General features: G+C 44.3%; 17 protein-coding genes. 2 read left to right on the forward strand and 15 right to left on the reverse strand.

Annotation, left to right across the window (positions count from 1 at the left end):
- Positions 1-186: 186 nt before the first annotated feature.
- The 7 genes from CIK04_RS06375 to CIK04_RS06405 form a co-directional block, all read right to left on the reverse strand.
- Positions 187-339 carry a DUF3265 domain-containing protein gene (locus CIK04_RS06375; RefSeq protein WP_080533586.1) on the reverse strand — a complete coding sequence of 51 codons (153 nt, stop codon included), beginning with the start codon at positions 337-339 and terminating at the stop codon, positions 187-189.
- Positions 336-761: a hypothetical protein gene (locus CIK04_RS06380; RefSeq protein ID WP_017420108.1), complete on the reverse strand. Its 426-nt coding sequence runs from the start codon at positions 759-761 to the stop codon at positions 336-338. The genes CIK04_RS06375 and CIK04_RS06380 overlap by 4 nt, the downstream gene beginning before the upstream one ends.
- 684 nt (positions 762-1,445) lie before the next feature.
- Positions 1,446-1,961: a lipocalin family protein gene (locus CIK04_RS06385; protein WP_097352907.1), complete on the reverse strand. Its 516-nt coding sequence runs from the start codon at positions 1,959-1,961 to the stop codon at positions 1,446-1,448.
- 116 nt (positions 1,962-2,077) lie between these two features.
- Positions 2,078-2,701, reverse strand: a complete 624-nt coding sequence (locus tag CIK04_RS06390) for a hypothetical protein (protein WP_097352906.1) — start codon at positions 2,699-2,701, stop codon at positions 2,078-2,080.
- A gap of 36 nt (positions 2,702-2,737) precedes the next feature.
- The gene (locus tag CIK04_RS06395) at positions 2,738-3,202 is read right to left on the reverse strand and encodes a hypothetical protein (protein WP_097352905.1); all 465 of its coding nucleotides are present in this window, start codon (positions 3,200-3,202) and stop codon (positions 2,738-2,740) included.
- 249 nt (positions 3,203-3,451) lie between these two features.
- Positions 3,452-4,180 (reverse strand): MipA/OmpV family protein, encoded by a 729-nt coding sequence (locus CIK04_RS06400; protein WP_038969856.1) that lies wholly within the window; start codon positions 4,178-4,180, stop codon positions 3,452-3,454.
- A gap of 214 nt (positions 4,181-4,394) precedes the next feature.
- Entirely contained in the window at positions 4,395-5,525 is a 1,131-nt protein-coding gene (locus tag CIK04_RS06405; protein WP_097352904.1) for a VarG family subclass B1-like metallo-beta-lactamase, read from the reverse strand.
- A 113-nt stretch (positions 5,526-5,638) separates the two neighbouring features.
- On the opposite strand from CIK04_RS06405, the gene CIK04_RS06410 reads away from it, so the two are divergent.
- On the forward strand, positions 5,639-6,571 hold the full coding sequence (locus CIK04_RS06410) for a LysR family transcriptional regulator (RefSeq protein ID WP_097352903.1): 933 nt from the start codon (positions 5,639-5,641) through the stop codon (positions 6,569-6,571).
- Between the two features lie 114 nt (positions 6,572-6,685).
- Here CIK04_RS06410 and CIK04_RS06415 read toward each other — a convergent pair whose 3' ends face one another.
- The 3 genes from CIK04_RS06415 to CIK04_RS06425 form a co-directional block, all read right to left on the reverse strand.
- The gene (locus tag CIK04_RS06415; protein WP_097352902.1) at positions 6,686-7,486 is read right to left on the reverse strand and encodes a hypothetical protein; all 801 of its coding nucleotides are present in this window, start codon (positions 7,484-7,486) and stop codon (positions 6,686-6,688) included.
- The gene (locus tag CIK04_RS06420) at positions 7,473-8,999 is read right to left on the reverse strand and encodes an NAD(P)/FAD-dependent oxidoreductase (RefSeq protein WP_097352901.1); all 1,527 of its coding nucleotides are present in this window, start codon (positions 8,997-8,999) and stop codon (positions 7,473-7,475) included. The genes CIK04_RS06415 and CIK04_RS06420 overlap by 14 nt, the downstream gene beginning before the upstream one ends.
- A 233-nt stretch (positions 9,000-9,232) precedes the next feature.
- Positions 9,233-9,655, reverse strand: a complete 423-nt coding sequence (locus tag CIK04_RS06425; protein ID WP_017791559.1) for a hypothetical protein — start codon at positions 9,653-9,655, stop codon at positions 9,233-9,235.
- A 416-nt stretch (positions 9,656-10,071) separates the two neighbouring features.
- Between CIK04_RS06425 and CIK04_RS06430 the strand changes: the two genes are divergently transcribed.
- Entirely contained in the window at positions 10,072-10,659 is a 588-nt protein-coding gene (locus tag CIK04_RS06430) for a response regulator transcription factor (protein ID WP_097352900.1), read from the forward strand.
- Between the two features lie 97 nt (positions 10,660-10,756).
- Here CIK04_RS06430 and CIK04_RS06435 read toward each other — a convergent pair whose 3' ends face one another.
- The 5 genes from CIK04_RS06435 to CIK04_RS06455 form a co-directional block, all read right to left on the reverse strand.
- Positions 10,757-12,112: a GGDEF domain-containing protein gene (locus CIK04_RS06435; protein WP_097352899.1), complete on the reverse strand. Its 1,356-nt coding sequence runs from the start codon at positions 12,110-12,112 to the stop codon at positions 10,757-10,759.
- Between the two features lie 33 nt (positions 12,113-12,145).
- Complete coding sequence (locus CIK04_RS06440; protein ID WP_039538614.1) at positions 12,146-12,745, reverse strand: response regulator transcription factor; 600 nt, start codon at positions 12,743-12,745, stop codon at positions 12,146-12,148.
- Between the two features lies 1 nt (position 12,746).
- Complete coding sequence (locus CIK04_RS06445) at positions 12,747-13,907, reverse strand: EAL domain-containing protein (RefSeq protein WP_097352898.1); 1,161 nt, start codon at positions 13,905-13,907, stop codon at positions 12,747-12,749.
- The gene (locus CIK04_RS06450) at positions 13,900-17,553 is read right to left on the reverse strand and encodes a transporter substrate-binding domain-containing protein (protein WP_097352897.1); all 3,654 of its coding nucleotides are present in this window, start codon (positions 17,551-17,553) and stop codon (positions 13,900-13,902) included. Before CIK04_RS06450 ends, CIK04_RS06445 begins: the two co-directional genes overlap by 8 nt.
- Before the next feature lie 360 nt (positions 17,554-17,913).
- The gene (locus CIK04_RS06455; protein ID WP_026050781.1) at positions 17,914-18,276 is read right to left on the reverse strand and encodes a YgiW/YdeI family stress tolerance OB fold protein; all 363 of its coding nucleotides are present in this window, start codon (positions 18,274-18,276) and stop codon (positions 17,914-17,916) included.
- Positions 18,277-18,416: the final 140 nt, after the last annotated feature.

The following is an 18,416-nucleotide window of genomic DNA, read 5'->3' on the forward strand; positions in this document are numbered from 1 at the left end:
TGTCACACCCTAGAAGAATAAATGGGAAACAGATAAAAATAATTAATTTAAACCTCACGCCAACTCCAAAAATTACGATTTAATAGCAGTTATTTTTATATGGTCAGTGAGTTTTTCAATATAAAAGCATACTTTTTCAACAAATCTCGACTAACGTCAAAAAATCATCAGCGAGAATTTTTAGTTTTATAAGCAACGAATGTTAATGAAATATTCTAACCCTGCGTTAAGGGGGTGAATGCCGCCTAAACCAACCTTCCGCAGACCACTTTCACCACCAAAACCAACCGCATACAAAAAATGCCACGCGGCATGAATCCCACTTAAACGCCTCGTTATGTTCGCGCTTTTTTCACTTCAGAGTAAAGCCAAAAGGTATGAGTAATTGTCAAAGCAATAAACAAAAGTGGAATAAACAACGAAAATACTGATATCAAAATATACATTTGTGACATCACTAACTTTTCTAAGATCCCTTCGCTGTGGGCCCACCCTGCAGCATGGCCATCCGAAAATAAGCCAAACGAGCCATAATAGTAGAGTAAGTACATCAATACAGACTCTTTCCAAAAGCCTCTCTGCATATATTTGACCGAGAAATGAGATACTCCAAACGCTAAAAAGCCACCTAATCCAATAAATATAAAGTCAAAAGGATACTTAATGGCTGTAGTAAGAAAGGCTCCTCCTGAAACCGTTACCGCAATAACGAGACCTAGAAGAAATGTAACAATCGCATTGGTAACTTTGATTTGATCCATATGTCCTCCGTACGGAAGGAAGTATTATGAAACAATGCGCAATGCTTAGAGCACCAAAATACGTAAAACTCGGTCGACCTCAATGTTTGGCAGCGAGAACATAATTACTTCTAGCAATCACTGTGTTTATCTAACCTTTGCAATTGTGTTTTAGGTTTCACAATGAATGCTAACTTAATGCGCAAATACTAGCATAATACTCAATAAAGTCATTACGCTTTAAGTGGTTATTGTCACACTTTTATTGCTAGTTAATGGTTTGATATATAGAGGAAAAATTTATAAATGACTGGAGGTTTAGACCGTCTTGTAATGAGCGCTGACACTATGGTTTTCTCAACAAACTTCCGGCGCACTCTGCGGGATGGATTCTGCATCACGCTCGTACCTCGCTATCCAGAATGACGAGCGTAGAGAGCGGTGTTTGGGGGGAGCACTTTAAGCAGCTGTTGTCTGTGAAGAGGCCGATAAACACAGAGCTCACCGCCTGTCATTCCAGCAAGCCTAGGCGTGACTAGGAATCCATTTGTCGACGAGCGCTAGAGCTGCGGTTTTCTCAATGAATTTCCAGCGCGCTCTGCGCAATGGATTCTGCATCACGCTCGTACCTCGCTGTCCAGAATGACGAGCTTGAAGAGCGCCTCCTAGAGAAAGCGTGATCGTTAAGCGTTCTTATCTCTGGCGTTATTTTTGCTCAACAAAGATTAGGCGCTCGGTATCAAATCCCCGTTCTTTGGTCATGGAGACGAAAGTATCGATGAGCGATTGGTCGACGGTTGGGGTTCGTGCTAAAAGCCATAAATAGTCGGTGTTAGGGCCAGAGACAAAGGCGTACTGGTAGTCGGTTTTGTCGAGTGCAAACACCACGTAAGATCCGTAAAACGGGCCAAAGAACGAAACTTTCAAGTAACCTTCAGAATCGGTATTGACGAAGTAGGCTTTTCCTTCGGCTTCTTTCCATTGGTTTTCATCGGCCAAAAAGCCTTTGTTAAGAACTGCGACACCGCCATCGTCTTTTAAGGTGTATTCGGCGGTAACTTGAGTTAAGCCTTCTTCAAAAGAGTGGTCGAGGCGGGCGATTTCGTACCATTTCCCCAAATAATTTTGTAGGTTGAACTCGTCGACGGGTTTAACGGTTTCTGGCATACCAAGGCAGCCACTCAGCGTGATTGAAAGTGCCAACAGTAGAATTTTTCTCACAATTCGCTCCTGAAAAAATGAGTTTCACGTTTCCTTCAAGTCTAAGCGTTTGAACTAAAAATACAAAACCCAACATGAAGTTGGGTTTTCGACAGAAAAGTGCATAAGTGAACGGGTTAAAATGGTCGAGTCAAAATTGTCGGGTCTGCACTAAGCGTTTCACAGTCTTTGTATAAATCGGCATCTAACTGGCGGTAAGGGGCTTGCTCTAGATACTGAACACCGAAAGCTTTTTTCGCCTCTTCTATCCCATCAGAATAGACGGGAGAAATGGAGGTATTGTGCCAATGGTAGTTGACATCAATGACGTAGAAATCAGGACCCAAATAAGGTAAGCGAAAGACCAAGGTTTGGTTACAAGGGGTAAAGGTGCCCAAATGTGTGCCCGATGCATCGGTGGCTTTTGTCGAAGTGATGGCAATGAAACTGCCCGGCTTCGCTTTACCCACGATATAACGCCTGTCTTCCGTGTAGCGATACCACAACGAAGAAAACCAATCCTCTGTAAAACGTCCGGTCTCGAAATCAACGCTGCCAAGGGAGAGTTTGATGTCGTAAATACTCGTGACGTTACCCAGAACGAAATAGGCATCGGTTTCCTCGGTTACAGGTGAGCTTTCTACAGGTGCTGCATCTGAAGGCGCGTTGTTTTCCGTGGTGGTATCTTGCGGAGTAGTGCCGGTTGCAGCACAGCCGGTTAACGCGAGTGCGGCTAGCACGATTTGCCAAAGTTTGATCATGTTTTCTCCCCATCGCTTATTGATACACGCGCTTTACTACTCACACCAGCTGTCCCCCGCAACTGGTGCGGAATATTCTCGCTGTTCTCCTTGTGCGGGTACTTTTTGGCCATTTTGTATTTCATACAAGTAGACGACACATCCGCCATAAGAGGAGACTATAAGCACTTCGTAATCCGTTTTGGCCTTTGGTGTGAACGTACCTGTGATTGAACAGGATTTTTGACTCACATAGTCGGAGAAGCCAAAACCAAATGAGAAACTTTGTGGAGTGTCTGATAACACGGTGACGTTTTTGTAGGCCATTTTTTCTACCTCAGCAGCCTTTTGTTTGCCAGTGCACTGAGCCGCTTCTTTGTAGATAAAAACTTCCGCGTTGCCGCGACCTTGGTTGTGAAACTTGATGGTAGAGACATTTTCTCCAGTGGGTTCAACATAAGGCGTGGAAACACAGCCTGTTAATGTTGCTAGAAAAGCGAGGCTAATCAATGGTCTAAACATGTAAGTCACCTAAAACTCAAAAAGGTCAAGGCCTTGTTAAAAGGCTTGTGGATAAAGAGAGGATCTTACAATAGGGCGTCTGTACTCACTGCAGTATAAACGTGAACTCATACGTATATGTTAATTAATGCTTGTGTTTGATTTGGCTCGCTTATTCTTACTTATTGCTGTTCGTTGAAAATAAAAAGCGCTCGTTGTTCGAGCGCTTTGGTTATTCCCTAGAGGGGAGTTTTGTGGGAATTTGAGTTATTAAAACTTATACGCCCCGCCTAAGCTGATTTGCCAAGCAAGGTCGTTTTGAATCAGCGGGCTATTCGAATCGTGGTGTTCAAACTCCACTTTGGCAATGGCTAGCCACTGCTCGGTGATGTCGTAGAGTGAAATCAAACCTGCCTTGTAAACCCAAGTCTCATCAGCATCAAATTGCGCTAAACCAGACGCGGCAGATTCTTGCGCAGAGACGTTGTAAAGATGCTGCGAGAGTTTTTTGGATCGGTAATCCACTTCAACATAAGGGGAGAGCACCCACTGATCAAACGGGGTATCAAAAGCGCGACCAAGGTGGAGTTGAATCTCATAACCGTCGTGAACATTGGTGACATCTTGTAGGTAGGTGAGACGTGCGCCAACCGTACCCACGGTGATACCAAGATCGGCATTACCATCACGGTTTTTGATGCCGCGGGGAATGTCATCAAAATCGTCCGACACTTCGGCAAAACGCAGGTTACCCGACAAACCCAACCAAGGAGTGAGAGAATAATTGGCTAAGCTGCCATCAATAAAGCCGTATTTTCCGTTGTAAAACAAAGAGGGTTCAATGCCCGCTTTGGCCCCATCCGTTGAAAAAGCGGATTCGCCGTAGGTGACACCCGCGCCAACAAACGCGTAATCTTGGTATTGCTCTTGTGCCCATACGGGAGCAGACAGTACCAGCAGGGGAATGGACACGCGCATGCCGCGCATAAGATTTTTCATGGCTAACTTCCTTTTTCTTTTCGTTTTATAAAAGAACGGCTAAGTGGCGGTTTTCTTACATCAAGGTGGGCTTAATTCGTTGTTTTTGGGTTTGTTTTCAAAAGGGCTTTGTGTTGATGGCGAATAAAGCAGAGTAAAAACAGAGAATTACTTTTGAAACGGCCACCCAGCCACGATGGGCAGGGTGGTGTTTTTGAAGTGGTTTGACGATGAATTAATGATCAATCATATCTGCAAGAATCATTGCGGCATGAGTTTCAACCGCTCCGGAATTAAAACCGTACATGTGGCCATATTTACTTGCTAATGCGGCGTGTGCGTTGCGGGTAATCTCTTCTTGCCAACGTTTAAACCAAACGAAATGGTTACCATCGCTGAGCATTGGCGTGTAAGGCACCACTTCTAGTTGTTTGCCCACTTCCGCCCTTACATCGGCGATGTATTGCAGTAGATCTTTCACATCCTGTTTTGAACCGATGTTGCCGTGGCCACCATTAATGAAATCCCATTGCCAGCCAAGGTGTTTGCCGAGCAAGTTTTCGAGATCTTCTTCATAACCGTGGACGTGCTCTGCGCCAGCAAAGTTGTAAAACGGCAATTGGTCAGGGTTAATCATGTCAGCGAAATGCAGCACGCGATCACTCGGAATCAGAATCATGGTGTTATCTGGGGTATGGCCAGAGCCTGCTGGCGCGATCAAATGCACTTTGACGGAACCGAACTTCACCACCTTCGGTTTTCTTAGGTCGTAGACATCAGTTGGTGCTGGCACTTTTGTTGTTTTTACGCCGTTTTCATTGGTTTCTGCATGCTGGGCGATTTTGTTGGCCACTGCTTGGCTGGCAATCACGCGTACTTTGTTCACGCTCGGATAGTTTTGCTTGATCATCTCGACCAATTGGTTGCCACCACCAACATGATCAAGGTGGTAGTGTGAGTACATAATGGTGGTAATCGGCTTGTTGGTGATGGATTGCACGCCTTTGAAAAGCGCATCGATGCGGCCATCGCCTAATGGGTCAATCAGCATCACCGAATCTTCGTTAACGATTACCGTGGCATTGTAATAGTTGACGCCAATCCAATAGGTGTTTTTGCCCAGCTTCTGCACGGTGGCTTTGCTGTCGTCAAACTGGTGCTCGTAGAGATTGTTGATTTTCTGGCCCACTTTGAGCGCTTGAGTGGCCGATGGTTCGACTTCGCTAGGCAGTGTGCTCTGCACTGTTTCGCCAGGGAAAACAATCGCACGTTGTTGATCGTGGCTGTGGTTGTGGTTTGCAGCGCCAACATTGAAAGACAGCAGTGCGGCAGTGATTGGGGCTAAAGCAAAGGTGAATCGTTTCATTTTTTTCTCTCCTCATCAGGTGAGGAAGAAGATAAATGAGAAACACATATATCAAAAATGCATGATTGTTATAGTATGTATATCACTCACGCAGGAAATTATTAGGTATTTTGATGGTCGCTCCCGAGATCAATTTGCGCAGTATTGACTTAAATCTGTTAACCATATTAGAAAAACTGTTGATTCATAAGCATATTAGCCAAGCAGCTCAAGCGTTGAACATGAGTCAACCTGCGGTAAGTCGAGCATTGATGCGTCTGCGCGAACAATTTGGCGATCCACTGTTGGTGAAGGTCAACCGCGAGTACCGTTTAACCGCTAAGGGGGAATACCTTCGTCGCGAGTTAGAAAGCTCATTGAATACGATTCGGCAGATGCTGGTGGATGATGCGTTTGATCCGTTGCAGCACGCAGGGGTGTTCACCATAGGTGCACTGGATTTTGAAATGATGATGATTGTGCCAAAGCTGTTGGCGCGTTTTCAGCAGCGAGCCCCCAAGTTGAAACTGCAAATTGTGGCGTATAACGCGTACATGCCATTGCACGATTACCTAGAGAAAGTGGCGGATCTGCTGCTGTATTCGACCGATGATTCCCCCACCAATGTGTTTAAGCAGCGACTCTTTAATGATAACTACGCGGTGGTGATGTGCCGAAATCACGCGCTTGCCAATCAACCCATGACGTTGGAGCGTTACTGCCAAAGCCGACACGTGATCGTCTCAGGTAATGGGTTGGGAAAAACCGATATCGACCATGAGCTAAAAAGGCTGAACCAGCAGCGCGAAGTGGTGGCGTCACTGCCGCATTTTTCAATGGTGCCGGAGTTGTTGATCAACACTGATCTGATTGCAACGTTGCCAAGGCGTTTAGTTGGCCATTTAAGCCATCGTTATGAGATAACCGTTGCTGAATTGCCATTTTACACCGCAGATTTTCGGGTTGAACAATTTTGGCATTTGATTCACCACAGCAACCCCGCACACCAGTGGGTTCGGCAAGAGATCAAAAACATGGTGGATGAAGAGATAGAAGCAAGGCGTTAAGCACGCAAAACCGCGTGCTTAGCTATGTCAAATTTTAAAGTAATATCTCAAGACAATGATAAAAAAGAGGCACAATCATTTGTACCTCTGATGCTTAAAACGGGCCTGTCAGCTTCACTGGGGGAAGATCGCCAAACTGCTGGCGAGGTGCAAAGCACACAACAATGCCAAAGCTAGGCAGGAGTAGTTAACCCACTTGGCAATATTGGGCTTTTGAATGGCGACCAGCGATGGCAGCACCGCGAACTCCCTGCCTCCCCAATCTCGGTTTTTGAAGTCAAAACAGAGGCTCAAAAACAAGAAATGGCTGGCGGTAACAATGCGAGCGTGGAAGAAATCCTCTGCTTGCAACGCAATGGTCAGCGAGGCCAAATGCGCCAGCAGTATCGTCACTTTGGGCAAAATATAGCGATATTCCACCAACAACAGTTGCAATAACCACAGGGTGTAAATCGCCTTTAGTTGCCACGGCACTGCGGTGCCAAACAACTGCAATTGTCCGGAGCCGAGTACTTGGGTTTGCTCGGCTTGGCCGATCCAGACCAAGATGGCAAAAGACAAACAGACGGAGACAGCGAAAGATAACCACGCTTTCTTGCGCCTTTGTACCAATAAAAAGCCACCTGCCTGTAAAACAAAAAACACCATAAATGCTTTATCCATCAGTGCCAAAGGAAGCAGATGGAGTAGAGCGACCACACAAAGCAGATTGAAGCCACTTTCTAACAACAATATCCGAGTGATTTCGGCTTGGTTATCAACTGGTTTGACTAAGCGCCAAAACAGCACGGGTAACAGTAGCGTTAAGATCATCGCGGAAATCACCGACGACTGCACCGCTTGGTAGAAGCCGCTGAAATAGAGCAGCACCAGCAGGAAAAACAATAGCGAAGAAAGGTGATTACGCATCGGCATGGTAAGGCTCCTCGTGGCGATGGACGGCAATGCGTTTTTCAAGCGATTCCACTGCCAGTTTGGCGGTTTCTACACATCGTTCCATGGTCACGGGTACTCGCCAGGTTTGGCGCGGATCGGTCAGATATTCCCCGGCCAAAAAGACGTTTTGGTAGCTATCGATCTCGATAGGAATGTGGCTATTGGCATCGGGGTGGGTGAGTGCGTGATCAGCCACCCAGCAGTGCGCCACACCGTTTTCGCCGATGACAGTAGGGCCAACGAATCGATGCGACGTTGCCTCATCGGTGTGTTTTTCTTTCCAATATAAGCCAGGCCCGACATGAAAACCCTGATATCCGGAGGTGGTGAGTAACGAGCTATTACCAAAAATCTGAGTCACGATCTCTTGTTCAATCTGCTGTGGCGTGCAGGCGAGCAGCGGCTTGTTAAATGCGGTGCCAGCAGCGATATTGAGATCGGTGGCAGTGACGGAGAGGCAGTACAGCCCGTTTGGCTCTGGCTGAGTCAAGTGATAACTCAAGCCCCACGGCGAATCAATAACAATTCCCACGGTTTTATCGCGCAAGATGTCGGGCAAGGTGGTGAAGTGAAACTGAAAACCGTGGCTAAGAACGTATCGGTAGCTGAATTGTACAGCGGTCGCAGAGATCAGCGATTGGATGATATGAATCGGCAGCGCTAAAATAAAGTAGTCCGCCTCAATCACTTCTCCTTGGGAGGAAAGCGCATGGGTAATCTTTCCTTGTTCGCTATCTTCTATCAGCCGTTCTATCTCACAGCCGAGCCTAAACTGCACCGACTGTTGGCGTAAGTGTTCGGTTAATGGATTTATCACTGATTCTGAAATCGGGCGTTTATAGCCCAAACTGTAGGCATTGGGTGCATCGGAGTGAAACGGCCCCTCTTTGTTGTTGAGCAAATCCAAAACAGAGAGGGAGGGGCTGTGATCTGTTGCGCCGATCCAACCCAGTAGGACTGGACGCAAAAAGGCCGCCAATTTGGGTCTTTGGTTGTATTCGAAATAGCGCTCAAGAGGGGTTTTGAGTAACTCAGCGCTGTCAGGCAAGTTCTGTAAACGCGTTTTAAACCAATAGATATCAATGAGTGGAACCCCTGCGTAGTGCATGGCATAGGCAGATTTCATGTTGTCAACAAGCTTGTCTATCGGTGAAAAATAGCTGCGTTTGAACTGCATTGTTTTATCCGATTGACCCCAATGAAACTGTACTTTCTTCTGGGGGTAGACGAAGTCAAAGCAAGTGCCGTTTTCGGTTGGTATTTCTTGCAAGAACGACAGCAGATGGATGTTTTTGGCGAAGAGCTGCCGATGTGTCAGCTCATGCACTTTGCCGTGATGCACTGCGCCAATGCATTTTCCTCCGCTAAAGGGCAATTTATCGTAAACCGTGACGCGATAACCTTTCTTATTACATTCGTGTGCAGCCGTTAAACCTGAAATACCGGCCCCTAAAATCGCAATGTGTGGGGGAGTGTTTGATTTGTTATTCATTGTAATCTCGGTGATGTGTGTTGCGCTGTTCGTCCCTGTCCGTAGTGGCGGTTAAGTGACATATAAATCCAAGTTTTATATGAAATGGATGGGTCACTCGCTCATTCGATTTCTCTCCCTGCCTCAATCAAGGCCTTGAGTGAGGGCGTAAAGACGTGCGTTGAAACGGTGACTCTATGCAAATCGCCAGATCCGGAGATCTGGCGGCTGATTTGGTAGGCGTTCGTGTGGAATTAGAAACTACGTTGCATATTGACGCGGTTCGCCACTTCCAAATATTCAAAGATATGGGTGGGAATGTTTTGCAAAAATGCGGTTAGGTCGACTTCCATTGCCTCGGTAAAGCCAGCGCGACATGGGAATGGGTCGGTGTTACCCACAATAAGCAATTTTGGCGTTTTTCCTTCCCAAATGAGTTTTGCTTCGTATTCAGGATTAGCGACTTCAACAACACATGTGTTTACTTCTGAACGGAAAATCCCATCTTTGATGGTATAGCCATTGTAAAAAGTGATTGGTGTTTTTGACGAGGTTGGGAAAGTGACGGGGGCGTTTGGCACCGAACTGCCTTCACCAGGAAAAGTAATGGCTGTGTTTGCAGAGGCAACAGATGAAGCAATAAGTGTCAGTAGGCCAAGCAATTTTATCGTTTTCATGATACTTCCTATTCTTTTAATTTGGGAACATTCCCAGGTCGAAATGTATAGTGTAAACAGATGAGAATAAATATCAATTGTATTTATTTTGGCAGAGTGTCACATATTATTTTTATATAAGTTTCTGCTTATTAATTGCCATCACTTTGTAGTAGAGCCTCTGCGTTTGTACTGATTATCTGTAAAGTATCATTTTTGAGACTCTTGGGGTGGTGATTTAATTTAGTTATTTAAAAACATCGGCTTAACATTAACTTTATTAATTTTAGTTATTGCTAATTTAGTGGTTTGTTATAAGAGTGTCAGGGCAGAGAATAATTTATGACGTGGCAGTGACAGAACTTTCCTACAAGCAATTAAGTTATGTTCCTTACAAAAAAGACAAGGAGTGTTGTTGATAAAAAGAGAAAGTAAACATGACAGTAGAAAAAGTATTGATTATCGACTCACAACCCCTTTATGCACGAGCACTCTTCTCATTAGTCAAAGAGGTGATTCATCCCCTTGAAGTGACCATCACGACAAATACTAAGCAGATCCTCGACTGCGTGCGTGAGGAGAATGTAGAACTGATCATCATGGACGTTTCAATTGAAGGCAGAGATGGCATCAGTTTAGCTAAGTCAATTTTTGCCAATGGCTATGCCGGAAAACTGCTTTTTGTCTCTTCCAATGATTATGACAGCCTGTCCAACGTAGCGTATACCATCGGCGCACATGGGTATTTGACCAAGTACGCGAGTCAATCAACACTTAGCAATGCCATTGTGAATGTGTTGAAAGGGTATACGATGTTTAAAGGGCAACCTGCCCAGTCGGATCAACAAGCGTTGTCTGAGCGAGAGGTGACGGTGCTGAGTTACCTCATGCAAGGCTACAGTAATCAGAAGATCTCTGAGCTTTTGATGCTGAGCAACAAAACCATCAGCACCTACAAAGCTCGAATTTTGAAGAAGTACAACGCAAAGTCGATCGTCGAAATTGCGGAAGTCCATCGCTCCTAAGTTCTGGTTTAGTTGTTTACGAATTGCCAGTCCCCATTCGTGCAGATAACCCATGCTATGCAAGGGCGAAATGCGATGGGGATGGCGAAGCAAACCACTATCGGCGGCTCTCCTTGACTTTATAGAGCGCTTCATCCGCTTGCATCATCATTTCTTGCAATGTTTCGTCTTGTGCTCGCGTGGCAACCCCTACGCTTACTGCAATCGTAAGATCTTTATAAGGTAAGGTGCTGTTTTTTAAATGCTGCTTAAGCTTTCCAACCAACTCACTGGCCTTCCTGTGGTCACAATCTGGCAATATCGCCAAAAATTCATCTCCTCCGGTTCGAATGAGGAAGTCACCACGGCGAAATGTGGCCTTCATGGATTTTCCGACTAGGCAAATCACTTCATCACCGACGTGATGGCCAAAGGTGTCGTTGATGTTTTTAAAACCGTCGCCATCAATGGCGATCACCGTGTATTGAGAATCTTCCAGCGTGTCTTTAAACAGAGTGTCATTGAAGATCTTTCGATTGTGCAGCCCGGTTAGCTCGTCTTTGATCACCTCGGAAGAGACTTCAGCTAACTGCTGCTTTCTGGTTTTGGATTGTTCATACAGATTCAAGTAGACAAAAAACAACAGCAGAAAAACGATAAACAAATACGAATAATCAATCACCAGTTTTGAAAGTGGGTAGGAAAATAAGAAAATGGTTTTGTTATCCGCGATGTACGTTTTGGTGTAGGCAAACTCTGATAAAGGATAGCCATTGTAGGTTAACAGGGTGGTTTTAAACCCTTGGTCAAAGATGGTTTCGACACTTCTTCCGTTCAGATCATAAAAGAGGCTAAAGACATATTCGCCGACAATTTCATTTTCCTCTTCGTTTGAATAGACAGGGCTAGAGACAGAAATTAAGTTTTTTCCTAAATCGCTGTCGTGGTAGATGGTGGACACCACTGCGCGATCCAACAGTTGATCGGGCCATGCGTATTGAGTACAGACAAACTGTGTTTTACACCAGTTTTCGCTAAACTTGCGCGCATCGACTTTGAAGCCGTTGACTTTGCGATCAAGCAGATACTTTTTACCAGAGTAAGAGCGGTAATAAAAAACGGAATTTTTATTATTAAACAAGCTCAAGAAATAGTTTCTTGTTTCATGCATGGTTTTATAGGCAACCGCCTCATAATAATCCAACTCTGAATTGTCAACAGCGTAGATATAGTCTTCAAACGAACGTTGAGTGGATTGAATGATGTTATTTCTATCCTTTTTATCAGAGGTATCGATGTTGGATTGGGTTAATAAGCCCATGGTTACCACATAGTTTTTAATACTTTCTAAACGGTCTGCTTGTCTATCAAAGCGTTCTACTTCTATGGAAACGGCATAAATAGCCAGTGCAATTAAACACGATAAAAAAGAAAGTGTGGCAAATAAAAAGGCCAGGCTTAAACTTTTTTTCATTTTCTTTCTCGGCTGAAGGTTGTCATTTTATTTTTATAGTGAAACGAGTTTTGCTAAATCAACGATGTTTTCGACATTGAATTTATTCAGCAATCGCCGTTTGTAGGTACTAATGGTTTTATCGCTGATCGACAAAATATTGGCTATTTCACGGTTGGTTTTGCCTTTTAAAAGGTAATTCATTACGGCCGCTTCTCGGTCTGAAAGTTCTGGTTGAGCTTGGTTGACCGCAGAATTTGGCTTGAACTTGAAAAAGGTGTAGCCGTTGATCACCGCGTCGATAGCGTCTTTCAAAATACTTTGATCTTCGGATTTGCACACATAACCATCCGCGCCTAAGCGAAAGGCTATCTCGCTAAACAGCTGGCTGGTTTCTGCAGAAAAGAAGATCACTTTGCCTTGATAACCGTGGGACTTGATGCGTCTTAAGAAGTCAAATCCATCACAGTCTGAAAGATTAACATCCAATAAGATGAGGTTTATTTGCTCTTGTTTGATTAAGGCCATCGCAGACTTCATCGAGCCCGCAGTGCTAACACTTTCAACATGGCAAAACCGCTCAATTAATGTCTTGATAGCGAAACAGACCATTGGGTGATCATCAAAGATCAGGCAGTTGACTTTATTTATCATGCTATGCGCTCAATATATTGATTGCCTCAATCGGCATCGGTTTGTTAAAGAGATAACCTTGGCAAACGTCGATATTGTATTTTTTCAACATGTTCCAAGTGGATTGTTTTTCAACGCCTTCGGCGACGATTTTTAAATTTAAACTTTTCGCCAGCCCGCAAATGGAATTGACAATTTTCTGCTTTTTACTGTCTATTTCCATTTCGGAGACAAACGAGCGATCGATTTTCAGTTCGTTAAAAGGCAGCAGGGAAAGTTTCTCGAGAGACGAATGCCCTGTCCCAAAATCATCTATGGATACATTGACGCCGTTGAGGCGCAGTTTGGCCAAGTTTTTATATAGCTCCACACTGTTGCTAAACGAGGTGTTTTCCGTAATTTCAATGGTAAAGACGCTTGGCTCCACCTGGTTTTCTAGGCACTTAGCGATAAAACGCTCGCTGAAGTTGCCATCTTCGATATTGATTTGATCCGCATTGATTGAGATACGCTGGCCGTGGTTGATGTACCTTGCGTCTCGAATGGCGTTATCCGTGACAATATCAAACAGCTCGTGTGAGAGATGACATCGCTCGACGATGGGCAAAAAGAGCGCCGGAGAAAGCATACCGTGAATGGGGTGCAGCCATCTTGCTAGTGCCTCATAGCCAACCACGTCACCTGTGCGGCAATTCACTAACGGTTGGTAGTAGTTTTTTACGCGGCCATTGGCCAAATCGAACAAGAACTCTTGGTCGCTCACATCGATTTTTCTACGCAATTTTCGCGCAGGCTTTAGGGCGTTGGCGGCGTTGTCCAGTAATTGCTGAATGTCGTTATTGGAGTAAGGCTTGCTAATCTTGCCTAACACTTGAAACGAAAAGTGTTCACACATGGCTGAAACGGCAGAAATAATCGGGCGGTCCAGCGCGCTGATTAACGCGACATTGCCTGTGTATTTCAGTTCATTCAGTGATATCAACAAGTCAATGCCATCGTTGTGTGGCATGTCTAAATCACAGAAAATGAAATCATAGTGCTCATCAGACAAGGTGCTCAAGGCACTCGCTACGGTTTGCTCGGTGGCAACATGGGTATTGGGTATTTTCGCCAGTTGTTGTTTCATCAAAGTCAGATGGATCGGATGATCATCAACAACCAATATTTTCAAATTATTACGCATAGCTTTCCATCCACATGATTGTTCGATTAATTTCCGCATCCAGTTCAGAGATCACTTTCTCCACCAACGCGGGTTTGTGTGCCATGTCCACCGATTCAGCGTCTTCACAAAGGGCGACAATGTGCTGGATGCCCAGCGCGCCACACGCGCCTTTTACCTTGTGCACTGCCGCTCTCATTTGGTGGCCTCTCTCTGCTTGTTTCAGTTGCGTTAAGTCTTTGGCCATTTCGACAATGAAAACTTTCGCGACTTCTTGGGCGTCGTTTTCAGAGAACTTATCGAGCCAGTTTTCTCGAGCCTTTGCTCTGGTGAGGTAACGCGCTAATAATGCTCCGAGTTGTTTCAGGTCATAGGGTTTATACAAAATTTCATTAATGCCACTTTGCATCGCTTTCTCATTGGCGATTCTCGAGTCTTCGGCGGTCACGCCGACAACCGGCAGCGCAGCAAAGCGTTCGTTTGCACGTAGTGTTTTCACTAACTCATAACCATCCATTTCTGGCATATGGAAGTCGGTCAGTAGTAGGGCAACATCACCGTGCTGTTTGATGTAGTTCAGCGCTTCGACACCGTTGTTGACCACAACAGGCGTGAGCCCCAACTCTGCAAATTGCATTTTGATGATGTGCTGGTTTATCTTGTTGTCCTCCGCCACGAGTACCTTGCCTAACAGAGGGCCCATCGGGATCTCCTCGAGGTGGTTCTCTTGTTCTGTACTGGTCATCTTTAATAAGCAATCCAATAACGCATCTGGGTATTGTGCGCATTCCAGTACGCGGCTTCTCTGGCAGTCATTTAGCTGGCAGCTGAGCGTGTTGCATTCACCGCTTAGCGCCTTTTTTACGCTTGGGTTAGTGTCGTTTTTGGCCAGCCCCCAGCATTGACACCAATACTGAATGTCCGTCGGTAACTGTGGCGAATAGCTCAAGGCGTTCAGCTCAGGATAAGCGCCTTCACACGGGGTCAGTGGCAGTTCAATGTCAACCTGAGTCCCGACATTCAACTCACTGCGCAACATGATGTGGCCACCCATTTGCTTCAACAGTTGTTCAACAATGGCCAATCCCAATCCTGTCCCGCCAAATTGTCTGGTGATGGAGTTATCGGCTTGAACAAAGGGCTTGAAGATATTGGCCAGTTGATCTTGCGTCATACCAATACCTGTGTCTTTGATGGTCAAAAGTAATCGTTCTTTGACCACTTGCGCTGTCAGTGTAATGTCTCCTTGTTCAGTAAACTTGATGGCATTGGAAATCAAATTACTGACAATTTGGTTAAATCTGAGATCATCAATCATCGCCCACCTCAATGAGAACGGGATGATGTTTACCGAGTAGCCCAGCCCTTTGCTGTTGGCTTTGGCTTCAAAACCACGCAAGGTTTGGCTTAGCAGACGCAACAGTTCATTTTTCGTTGGGTGAATCTGCAACTCGCCCGCTTCCAGCTTGGAGTAATCCAGCACCTCATCCACCAACAGATTGAGGTGGTTGAGCGACTGTTTTGCTCGTAACATCAACTCTTTGTCTCGCTCACTGGTGGAGTGGGTTGCCACCAAATCGAGCAAGCCATAAGTTGCGGCGAGTGGCGTTCTCAGTTCATGGCTCATGGTTGCCAAGAATCGCTCGCGTGCTTTCACTGCACTTTGTGCTTCATGCTGAGCGGCGATCAGTGCGGCCTCGCGCTCTTTTTGCGCCGTCACATCCTGTAATACGGTTAAAACGAACTGCTTGCGATGATCTAAAGAGCGAATAGCTTTGCGCTCGCGATAAATGTGCTCGATTTGTAAATCACAATTGACGGTCTGGCTGTACTCTTTGATTCGTTTACCGCTCAGGACTTGCTGCACTTCGTTTAAGTCATCAACTAATGAGATGTGCGTTGCGGCGTTTTTAATTTGGCAATTGGTGCAGTGGCCTTTGAGATACTCAGAACAGTTGCTAAGAACCAACTTCCCCTTATCATCATGAATAAAAACTTTGTTATTCAGTTCTTGAATAATCTGGGTTAACCACTGTTTCTCTTTCTCTTCATTGTTGGCGTTAATTTCCGCTAAGCTTACTTTGAGCTTCATATTGGTAATCACGAAATAAATAATGATCGCAATAATGATTAAGACAACCGATATGACAATGGCAGAAAAAATAACCGTTTCTGAGTCATAACCATACGTGAGATTAAAGTCTCGATAGCTTTTGTTTATTTTCTCTATTTCTTTACTATCGATGGTGTCGATAATGCTATCGAGCAGTTTCTTTAACTTAATGTCATGATTAGACACCGAAAATGCGATGGAAAAACGTTTCTCTTGGGATTTGTCGACATTTAGATGTCCTTTGTTGAACTGAGATAAAAGGCTGTAAAGCACTTCATCAGACATATATGCCGATTGAATTTTTCCGTCTTCCAAATCCTTCATCAGTTTCTTAATGTCAGAATACTCTCTGAAGTTTTCATTGTTCCAAGCGTTGATATGGATCAGCCCTTGCTTTTTTAAGCTGAGTAAAATTCCAGAGACCGGTTTTCTATTATTAATGGCTTTAGCTGGAGCCAACTCCACTTTGTGAAATTTTATCTGCATAAAGGGCTTAGTGAGTAGCCAATTGGGTGACTCCACTCGATCAATGTACGCGACAGGAATAATATTGGCATTGAACGTAGCAAGTTCTTGATTATACTCAAATATAGGACTCTTATATTCGAAATCTAAGCCAGAGCGGGATTGGATTAAATCAAGAAAATCGGCCAATAATCCTCTTTCTTCACCATCATCTGTTACTTCAAAAAATGGGTAAGCATCATTGCTGGTACTGAATGTGATGACATCATTGTCATGATGCTCCCTGCGATATTCAGAAAGAAGCCTGTCATTAAGATGGTAAAGGTTGTTCGATGCAACCGAGCGAATATTCTTGCCTTTCACTTCCCACTCTAGAACTTTGTCAATGCTCTCCATTAAAGCGACGTTGTTTTTCGCAGTAATAAAACTGATCTCTTCTGGCTCTATCCAATCGGGTATTTCAACGGCGCCACGTACAACATCATGCTTGTCGAGATATTCGTTAATCGTGACAAATGACGAGATAAACGCATTCGCTTGCCCTTTATTCATGATCGCGACCGCGTCAGTAAAATTCAGAGCGGAATGAATGTTTTTGATGCCTTTGATTCTTAAATATTCGCAGTAAGAAGTGCCTTTCACACATGTCCAACTGAGCGTGCTAAATGGCCTTGTTTGATAAAAACTTTCTTTGAACCAAATGGAAACACTGCTTTTAAATAGAGGTTTAGAAAAGAGAAAACGGTTTATTCTTTCAGGTGTTTTTGCAAAACCTACCGTGCCATCAATTTCACCTGTTTCAACGTCATGCAGCAGTTCAACGACATTTGAATAATGTTTCAGCTCAATATTGATGTTAAGAATTTTGGCGATATTTCTTAGGTATTCAACATTGACGCCCCAATAAACACCCAACGATTCACTATCCAGTGATGGGTTGATCGATTTTGAGGTGATGCCGATCACTATTGTTGATGGCGGATTCGTTTCTTGTTCAGAGTTTTCTTCTTGTGGTAGTGCATTTCCAGAAAATAACAGTCCGGATAGTAAAATTAGAAATGAAACGAATCTAATGTGGGCGTTCAACATCTTATATTCCTCAAATATGGAATATAAGATTAAAATTATGTGAGAATTTGTCAAATTTTGAGATTTTAATAAATAATCATAACTTTTTGAATTTTAAAAATAAATTTTGATTGTGTAGGAATGTTCCTACGGAGAAATCGTAATGGGATTACAAATGGAGATAGACGAGGGTTATATTAATTTGAACTTTATTTACGTTTAATGAACATGGGAAAGTCGGCGAAAGAAAATAATGAAAGTACGCGTGTCTGTCAATGTTGTTCAAAATAAACGTTAGCGAATTTGAAGAATACCAAACGAGTTGAGTAATGGCGTTTCAACGTCGTTTGGTACGCAGAGCAACACAGAGGCAGGTGTTATTTACAGTTTTTGGATAGAGTCCACATCGATTTTTGTCGACACGAGTTCACTGTCTACTTCACCAATGATGAGCACTTTATCTTTTGGAGCGACATTCTGCCCACGCCAATCTTCGTGATCGATTTCCACCTGAATTTCGCCAGTCGCATCTTTAAATAGGTAGATTTCATTTCCGAGGGATTGAACGATGTTCCCTGTCAGTTCAACGGCCGTATCATCGCGCGCGGTCAGTGCATTGGCGACTGTATTGACGCCGCCCACTGTTGGACCCGTAAAACCACCTTGCTGTTGTTGAGCGTCGAAAGCAGCAAAAGCGGAGTGAGATGCAAGCAAAACAAATGGCACTAATAGGATTTTTTTCATAATGACTTCCTCTTTTCGATGGTTTTGATTATTCATCATCAAATGTGAAGTAATCGTGAAGCTTTCGCTAAGACAAAGAGTTGAGTGATGGACTTGGTTATGAAACTGACTGAATTCAATGGTATCAATTTGTTCAATAA

Source organism: Vibrio sp. 03_296 (assembly GCF_002265885.1).

What these genes read in the sequence shown, in the direction of transcription:
- CIK04_RS06380 (WP_017420108.1), bottom strand. Translation starts at nt 761, where the DNA reads ATGGATCAAATCAAAGTTACCAATGCGATTGTTACATTTCTTCTAGGT.
- CIK04_RS06390 (WP_097352906.1), bottom strand. Translation starts at nt 2,701, where the DNA reads ATGATCAAACTTTGGCAAATCGTGCTAGCCGCACTCGCGTTAACCGGC.
- CIK04_RS06395 (WP_097352905.1), bottom strand. Translation starts at nt 3,202, where the DNA reads ATGTTTAGACCATTGATTAGCCTCGCTTTTCTAGCAACATTAACAGGC.
- CIK04_RS06400 (WP_038969856.1), bottom strand. Translation starts at nt 4,180, where the DNA reads ATGAAAAATCTTATGCGCGGCATGCGCGTGTCCATTCCCCTGCTGGTA.
- CIK04_RS06405 (WP_097352904.1), bottom strand. Translation starts at nt 5,525, where the DNA reads ATGAAACGATTCACCTTTGCTTTAGCCCCAATCACTGCCGCACTGCTG.
- CIK04_RS06410 (WP_097352903.1), top strand. Translation starts at nt 5,639, where the DNA reads ATGGTCGCTCCCGAGATCAATTTGCGCAGTATTGACTTAAATCTGTTA.
- CIK04_RS06415 (WP_097352902.1), bottom strand. Translation starts at nt 7,486, where the DNA reads ATGCCGATGCGTAATCACCTTTCTTCGCTATTGTTTTTCCTGCTGGTG.
- CIK04_RS06420 (WP_097352901.1), bottom strand. Translation starts at nt 8,999, where the DNA reads ATGAATAACAAATCAAACACTCCCCCACACATTGCGATTTTAGGGGCC.
- CIK04_RS06425 (WP_017791559.1), bottom strand. Translation starts at nt 9,655, where the DNA reads ATGAAAACGATAAAATTGCTTGGCCTACTGACACTTATTGCTTCATCT.
- CIK04_RS06430 (WP_097352900.1), top strand. Translation starts at nt 10,072, where the DNA reads ATGACAGTAGAAAAAGTATTGATTATCGACTCACAACCCCTTTATGCA.
- CIK04_RS06435 (WP_097352899.1), bottom strand. Translation starts at nt 12,112, where the DNA reads ATGAAAAAAAGTTTAAGCCTGGCCTTTTTATTTGCCACACTTTCTTTT.
- CIK04_RS06440 (WP_039538614.1), bottom strand. Translation starts at nt 12,745, where the DNA reads ATGATAAATAAAGTCAACTGCCTGATCTTTGATGATCACCCAATGGTC.
- CIK04_RS06445 (WP_097352898.1), bottom strand. Translation starts at nt 13,907, where the DNA reads ATGCGTAATAATTTGAAAATATTGGTTGTTGATGATCATCCGATCCAT.
- CIK04_RS06450 (WP_097352897.1), bottom strand. Translation starts at nt 17,553, where the DNA reads ATGTTGAACGCCCACATTAGATTCGTTTCATTTCTAATTTTACTATCC.
- CIK04_RS06455 (WP_026050781.1), bottom strand. Translation starts at nt 18,276, where the DNA reads ATGAAAAAAATCCTATTAGTGCCATTTGTTTTGCTTGCATCTCACTCC.